Here is a 5,998-nt window from a genome sequence, read left to right as displayed (position 1 = left end):
ATCCTGCACGAGCTGGCGCTGCGTGCGGCGATCGGCCCGGACTCGGGCATCGCGTACATGCTCGACCAGTGCCACAACATCGAGCCGAAGATCCCCGGCCAGATCCGGTCGGTGATGAACGTGCAGGAGGCGACCGCCAAGGCCCTCCTGGTCGACCGGGGGGCCTTGGAGGCGGCGCAGGCCGCCGGGGACGTCCTCGGCGCGAACGCGGTCTTGATGGACGCCTACAACACCGACGTCCGTCCCATGCTGGCCGAGCTGCGCGAAGAGCAGGGCCTGCATCCTGACCCGTTCGCGGCGTACGGCGCCAGCGGCTACGCCGAGGAGATCATCGAATCGCGCCAGGGCGGCCAAGCCGCCGGATGGGGGGCCTAGGTGAACCAGGCAGTCAACGACCTCATCGCCCGGTCCAACCGGCTCGGCGCCGACAAGCGCAACACCAACTTCGCCGGCGGCAACACCTCCGCGAAGGGCACCGAGACCGACCCGGTCACCGGCGAGAACGTCGACCTGCTGTGGGTCAAGGGCTCCGGCGGCGACCTCGGCACGCTCAGGCCCGAGGGCCTGGCCGTGCTCAGGCTCGACCGGCTGCGGGCCATGACCGGCACCTACCCCGGCGTCGAAGCCGAGGACGAGATGGTCGCCCGCTTCGACTACTGCCTCCATGGCCGCGGCGGCGCCGCGCCCTCCATCGACACCGCCATGCACGGCCTGGTCGAGTCCGCGCACGTCGACCACCTGCACCCCGACTCCGGGATCGCCTTCGCCACCGCGGCCGACGGCCCGGCGCTCACCAAGGAGTGCTTCGCAGGCCGCGTCGCATGGGTCGACTGGCGCCGCCCCGGATTCCAACTCGGCCTGGACATCGCCGCGATCAAACGCGACAACCCCCAGGCCATCGGCTGCATCCTCGGCGGACACGGCATCACCGCCTGGGGCGAGACCTCCGGTGAATGCGAAGCCAATGCCCTGGAGATCATCCGCGGCTGCGAGACGTTCATCGCCGAGCGCGGCAAGGCCGAGCCCTTCGGCTCCCGCGTCGACAAGTGGGCGAAGCTCGACGACGCCGCTCGCGTCGAGCGCGCCGCCGCCCTCGCACCGGTCATCCGCGGCCTGGCCTCCACCGACCGACGCCAGGTCGGGCACTTCTGCGACGAGGACACCGTCCTCGACTTCCTTTCCACTGAGAAGATGCCCGAGCTGGCCTCGCTCGGCACCTCCTGCCCCGACCACTTCCTGCGCACGAAGGTCCGGCCGCTGGTCCTCCAGACCGCCGCCGACGCCCCGCTCGAAGAAGTGATCGATCACCTCAAGGAGCGCCACGCGGCCTACCGCGAGGACTACCGCGCCTACTACGAGCGGCACGCCGAACCCGACTCGCCCGCGATGCGCGGGGCCGACCCCGCGATCGTCCTGGTGCCGGGCGTCGGCATGTTCTCCTTCGGCGCCGACAAGAAAACCGCCAGGGTCGCCGGCGAGTTCTACGTCAACGCCATCAACGTCATGCGCGGCGCCGAAGCCATCTCGTCGTACCGGCCCATCGACGAATCCGAGAAGTTCCGCATCGAGTACTGGGCCCTCGAAGAAGCGAAACTCAAACGCCTCCCGGCGCCGATGCCGCTGGCCGGCCGCATCGCCCTGATCACCGGCGCGGCCAGCGGCATCGGCAAAGCCACCGCCGAGCGACTCGCCGCCGAAGGCGCCTGCGTGGTCATCGCCGACCTCGACGGCGACAAGGCTGCCGAGGCCGCCGCCGAGATCGGCGGCCCGGACGTCGCGGTCGGCGTCGCGGCCGACGTGACCGACGAGGACGCGATCGCCGGCGCCGTCGCCAAGGCGGCCCTGGCGTTCGGCGGCGTCGACCTCGTGGTCAACAACGCCGGACTGTCGCAGTCGAAACCGCTGGTCGAGACCACCGCCGCCGACTGGGACCTCCAGCACGACGTCATGGCCAAGGGCTCGTTCCTGGTCAGCCGCGAGGCCGCGAAGCTCATGATCGCCCAGGGCATGGGCGGCGACATCGTCTACATCGTTTCGAAGAACGCCGTGTTCGCCGGGCCGAAGAACATCGCCTACTCCGCCACCAAGGCCGACCAGGCCCACCAGGTGCGGCTGCTGGCCGCCGAGCTGGGGGAGCACGGCATCCGCGTCAACGGCGTCAACCCCGACGGGGTCGTGCGCGGCTCGGGCATCTTCGCCGGAGGCTGGGGCGCCCAGCGGGCCGCCGTCTACGGCGTCAAGGAGGACGAGCTCGGCCAGTACTACGCCGGGCGCACCCTGCTCAAGAAGGAGATCCTCCCGGCCTCGGTCGCCGACGCCGTCTACGCGCTGGTCGGACCCGACCTCGGCCTGACCACCGGCATCCACATCCCCGTCGACTCGGGCAACCCGCAAGGATTCCTGCGATGACGACGACCCTGGCCGCTGTCGACCTCGGTGCCTCCTCGGGCCGGGTCATGGCCGCTGCCGTGGACGGGAACCGGATCGGCCTGGCCGAGGCCGCCCGGTTCCCCAACCGCGCCGTCGCCGCCGCCGGACGCCTGTACTGGGACGTCTTCGGGCTGTGGAACGGCGTCATCGAAGGCCTGCGCGCCGCAGACGGCGCCGAAGCGATCGCCGTCGACTCCTGGGCCGTGGACTACGCACTCCTCGACGCCGGCGGCGACCTGGTCGGCACCCCCGTGTGCTACCGCGACACCCGCACCCGCGAGGCCCGCGAGCACCTCCTCGCCGCCACCGGCGCCGAGGCGCTGTTCGCGCGCACCGGCATCCAGCACCAGCCGTTCAACACCGTCTTCCAGCTCGCCGCCGAACGGCCCGAGACCCTGGAGGCCGCCGAGCGGATGCTGCTCATCCCGGACCTGTTCTCGTACTGGCTGTCCGGCGCCTACGCCTGCGAGGCCACCAACGCCTCCACCACCGGCCTGGTCGACCAGTCCACCGGCACCTGGTCCGACGAGCTGTGCACAGCCGCGGGCATCCGCGGCGACCTGCTCGGTGACCTCACCGCCACCGGCACCGTCCTGGGCGGCCTGACCGACGCCGTCGCCGCCGAGACCGGCCTGGACGGCGACACCCGGGTCATCGCCACCGCCAGCCACGACACCGCCGCCGCCGTCGCCGCCGTCCCCTACGAGACCGAACACGCCGCCTACATCTCCTGCGGCACCTGGTCCCTGGTCGGCACCGAACGCGACCGGCCCGTCCTCGGCGCCGAGGCGCTCCAGGCGGGCTTCACCAATGAGCGCGGCGCCGACGGCTCCGTCCGGTTCCTGCGCAACGTCGCCGGGCTGTGGCTCCTCCAGGAGTCCCTGCGCACCTGGCGCCGCGAAGGAACCGAACTCGACATCGCCGACCTCGTCAAGGCGGCCGCCGACGTCCCGCGCCTGCGCTCGATCGTCGATCCCGACGACGCGGTCTTCGCCGAACCCGGCGACATGCCCGAACGCATCCGCACCTATTGCGCCGAGACCGGCCAGCCGGTGCCCGGCACCCCCGCCGAGATCGCCGCGTGCGTCCTCGACTCGCTCGCGCTGGCCCACCGCCGCGCCATCGCCGACCTCGAACGGCTCGGCGGGGCCGAGGTCGACCTCGTCCACATCGTCGGCGGCGGCTCCAACAACGAGCTGCTGTGCCAGCTGACCGCCGACGCCACCGGCCGGCCGGTCCTGGCCGGGCCCGACGAGGCCACCGCGCTCGGCAACGCGCTCATTCAGGCCCAGGCGCTCGGCCTCATCGCACCCGGCCCCGAGGCCAGGCGCGACGCCGCGCGCGCCTCGGCCCAGCCGCGGCGCTACCTGCCCGCCGGCGACCCCGCCGAATGGCGGCGCGCCGCGGCCCGATTGGAAGACTTCCCCGGTTGAGACTGGGGAGCAACTGAATAGATCCCGAAGGCCCGCGCGAGCGGGACCCCTCTGCAACAAGGAGAGCATCAACGATGATCCGCCATCCATACCGCGCCAAGCGAAGGACGCTCCTGACCGGCGCCGCGGCAGCAGCCACACTCGGGGCCGCGGCCGCCTGCGGTGACGACGGACCCGCGGGAACCGCCGACGACCCGATCGAGCTCAGCTTCGAATGGTGGGGCGACGACAACCGCGCCGGGCTCTACAAGGAGGCCATCGACCTCTTCGAGAAGAAGAACGAGGGCATCAAGATCCAGTCGAACTTCGCCGACTTCCCGACGTACTGGGAGGGCCTGACCGGCCGCATGGCCTCGCGCGACCTGCCCGACGTCTTCCAGATGGACTACTCGCGGCTGCGCCAGTTCGGCGGCAACGGGATGCTCCTGCCACTCGAAGGCGTCGTCGACACCTCGGATTACCGGCCGGGCTTCCTGGACACTGCCAAGCTCGACGGTGAACTCGTCGCCGTCCCGATCTCGGGCAACACGCTCAGCCTGCTCTACCGGTCCGACTGGTTCGAGCAGAACGGCGTGCCCGCGCTCGAACCGGGACAGACCTGGGACGACTACAAGGCCGCCATCGCCACCCTGACTCCCGCCCTCGGCGAGGGCAAGTGGGGCGGCGGCGACTGGGCCGGCCAGTACCACTTCATGGAGCTGTGGCTGCGCCAGCAGGGCGGCAGCTTCTACACCGAGGACGGCACCGCGCTCAACTTCGAGCAGCCCGATCTCGTCGAATGGTGGGGGACCAGCGCCGAGGCGTACGCCGCGGGGCACGTGCCTCCGGTCGAGATCACCATCGAGTGGACGACCGACGGACTCGTCCAGGACGCGCTCGCCTCGGAGATCACCTGGGACAACTTCATGCCGAGCCTGGCGCCGACCGTGGCCGACAACGGCGGCACCCTGGCGCTCACCGCGCCGCCGACGGTGGACCCGAACAACCTCGGCCTCTACCTGAAGCCGGGCATGCAGCTGGTCATCTCGGGCACCACTGAGTACACCGAGCAGAGCGCCAAGCTCGTCGACTTCCTCCAGACCGACCCGGAGGCCATCGCGATCCTCGGCACCAACCGGGGCATCCCGGCCACGAACGTCGGCAAGGACAACGTCGAGGTCGACGAGTACGCGCAGGCCGTCATCGACTACGAGGCCAGCGTCGAGCAGTACCTGACCACGCCGCCGCCTGCGCCGCCCGCGGCCACCGGCGCGATCGAGGTCAAGTTCGCGGAGATCTACGAGCAGGTGCAGTACGCGGAGATGACGGCTGAGGAGGCGGCTGAGCTGTTCTTCACCGAAGCCGAGACTCTCCTGGCCACCGAACAGTAACTACTACAAGGACGTTCTTCGTGTCTGCTTCTTCCTCGACTGCCGCGCCGGGTGTGCGGGGTGGGGCCGGGCCGTCGTCGTCGGGCGGGGGCCGGGGAACGCGTCGTCGTTCCTCGGCCCTGCGCTCCGGTGAGCGGCTGGCCGGCTACACCTTCATGCTCCCCTGGATCATCGGCACCGCCGCCTTCACCCTGGGCCCCATGGCCTGGTCGCTGTACCTCTCGTTCACCGACTACCACCTCATCCGCGGCGGCGAATGGATCGGCCTGGCCAACTACACGGCCATGTTCGACGACCCCATGTTCGCCCGCGCGGTCAAAGTCACGTTGCTGTACGTGGTCTTGGCCGTGCCGCTGAAACTCATCGCCTCCCTGCTCGTGGCGATGCTGCTGGTGCAGAAACGGCGCGCGATCGGGTTCTACCGGGCCGCGTTCTACATGCCCTGCCTGATCGCCATGAGCGTCGGGATCGCGATCGTGTGGAAAGCCCTGTTCGCCAACGGCGGCCCCCAAGACCAGTTCATGTCCGCCTTCGGCTGGAACGGCGGGGGCTTCATCGGCAACCCCGACGTCTCCATTTTGATGCTCGTGCTGCTCAGCGTGTGGACGTTCGGGGCGCCGATGGTCATCTTCATGGCCGGACTCCTCCAAGTCCCCGGCGAACTCTACGAGGCCGCCGAGGTCGACGGCGCCGGCAAATGGCACCGCTTCGTCAAGATCACCCTCCCCATGCTCTCCCCGGTCATCTTCTTCAACGTCCTGATGG

At 70.3% G+C, this 5,998-nt stretch carries 4 protein-coding genes and 1 pseudogene; all 5 read left to right on the top strand.

Annotation, left to right across the window (positions count from 1 at the left end; genetic code table 11):
* Positions 1-375: pseudogene (locus H613_RS31525) on the top strand (L-rhamnose isomerase); the annotation flags it as partial.
* Positions 376-2,409, top strand: coding sequence for a bifunctional rhamnulose-1-phosphate aldolase/short-chain dehydrogenase (locus H613_RS0120505; RefSeq protein ID WP_026925250.1), 2,034 nt, complete (start codon positions 376-378; stop codon positions 2,407-2,409).
* On the top strand, positions 2,406-3,863 hold the full coding sequence (locus tag H613_RS0120500) for a rhamnulokinase (RefSeq protein ID WP_026925249.1): 1,458 nt from the start codon (positions 2,406-2,408) through the stop codon (positions 3,861-3,863). The genes H613_RS0120505 and H613_RS0120500 overlap by 4 nt, the downstream gene beginning before the upstream one ends.
* 74 nt (positions 3,864-3,937) lie before the next feature.
* Positions 3,938-5,233: an ABC transporter substrate-binding protein gene (locus tag H613_RS0120495; RefSeq protein ID WP_026925248.1), complete on the top strand. Its 1,296-nt coding sequence runs from the start codon at positions 3,938-3,940 to the stop codon at positions 5,231-5,233.
* A 20-nt stretch (positions 5,234-5,253) separates the two neighbouring features.
* Positions 5,254-5,998 (top strand): carbohydrate ABC transporter permease (locus tag H613_RS0120490; RefSeq protein ID WP_211234910.1); only part of this gene is annotated, 745 nt, incomplete at its 3' end.

Source organism: Glycomyces arizonensis DSM 44726 (genome assembly GCF_000482705.1).
Lineage (GTDB): Bacteria > Actinomycetota > Actinomycetes > Mycobacteriales > Micromonosporaceae > Glycomyces > Glycomyces arizonensis.
The sequence above is the reverse complement of the archived record's forward strand: the minus strand, read 5'-3'. Positions and strand labels throughout refer to the sequence as shown.

What these genes read in the sequence shown, in the direction of transcription:
- H613_RS0120500 (WP_026925249.1), top strand. Translation starts at nt 2,406, where the DNA reads ATGACGACGACCCTGGCCGCTGTCGACCTCGGTGCCTCCTCGGGCCGG.
- H613_RS0120495 (WP_026925248.1), top strand. Translation starts at nt 3,938, where the DNA reads ATGATCCGCCATCCATACCGCGCCAAGCGAAGGACGCTCCTGACCGGC.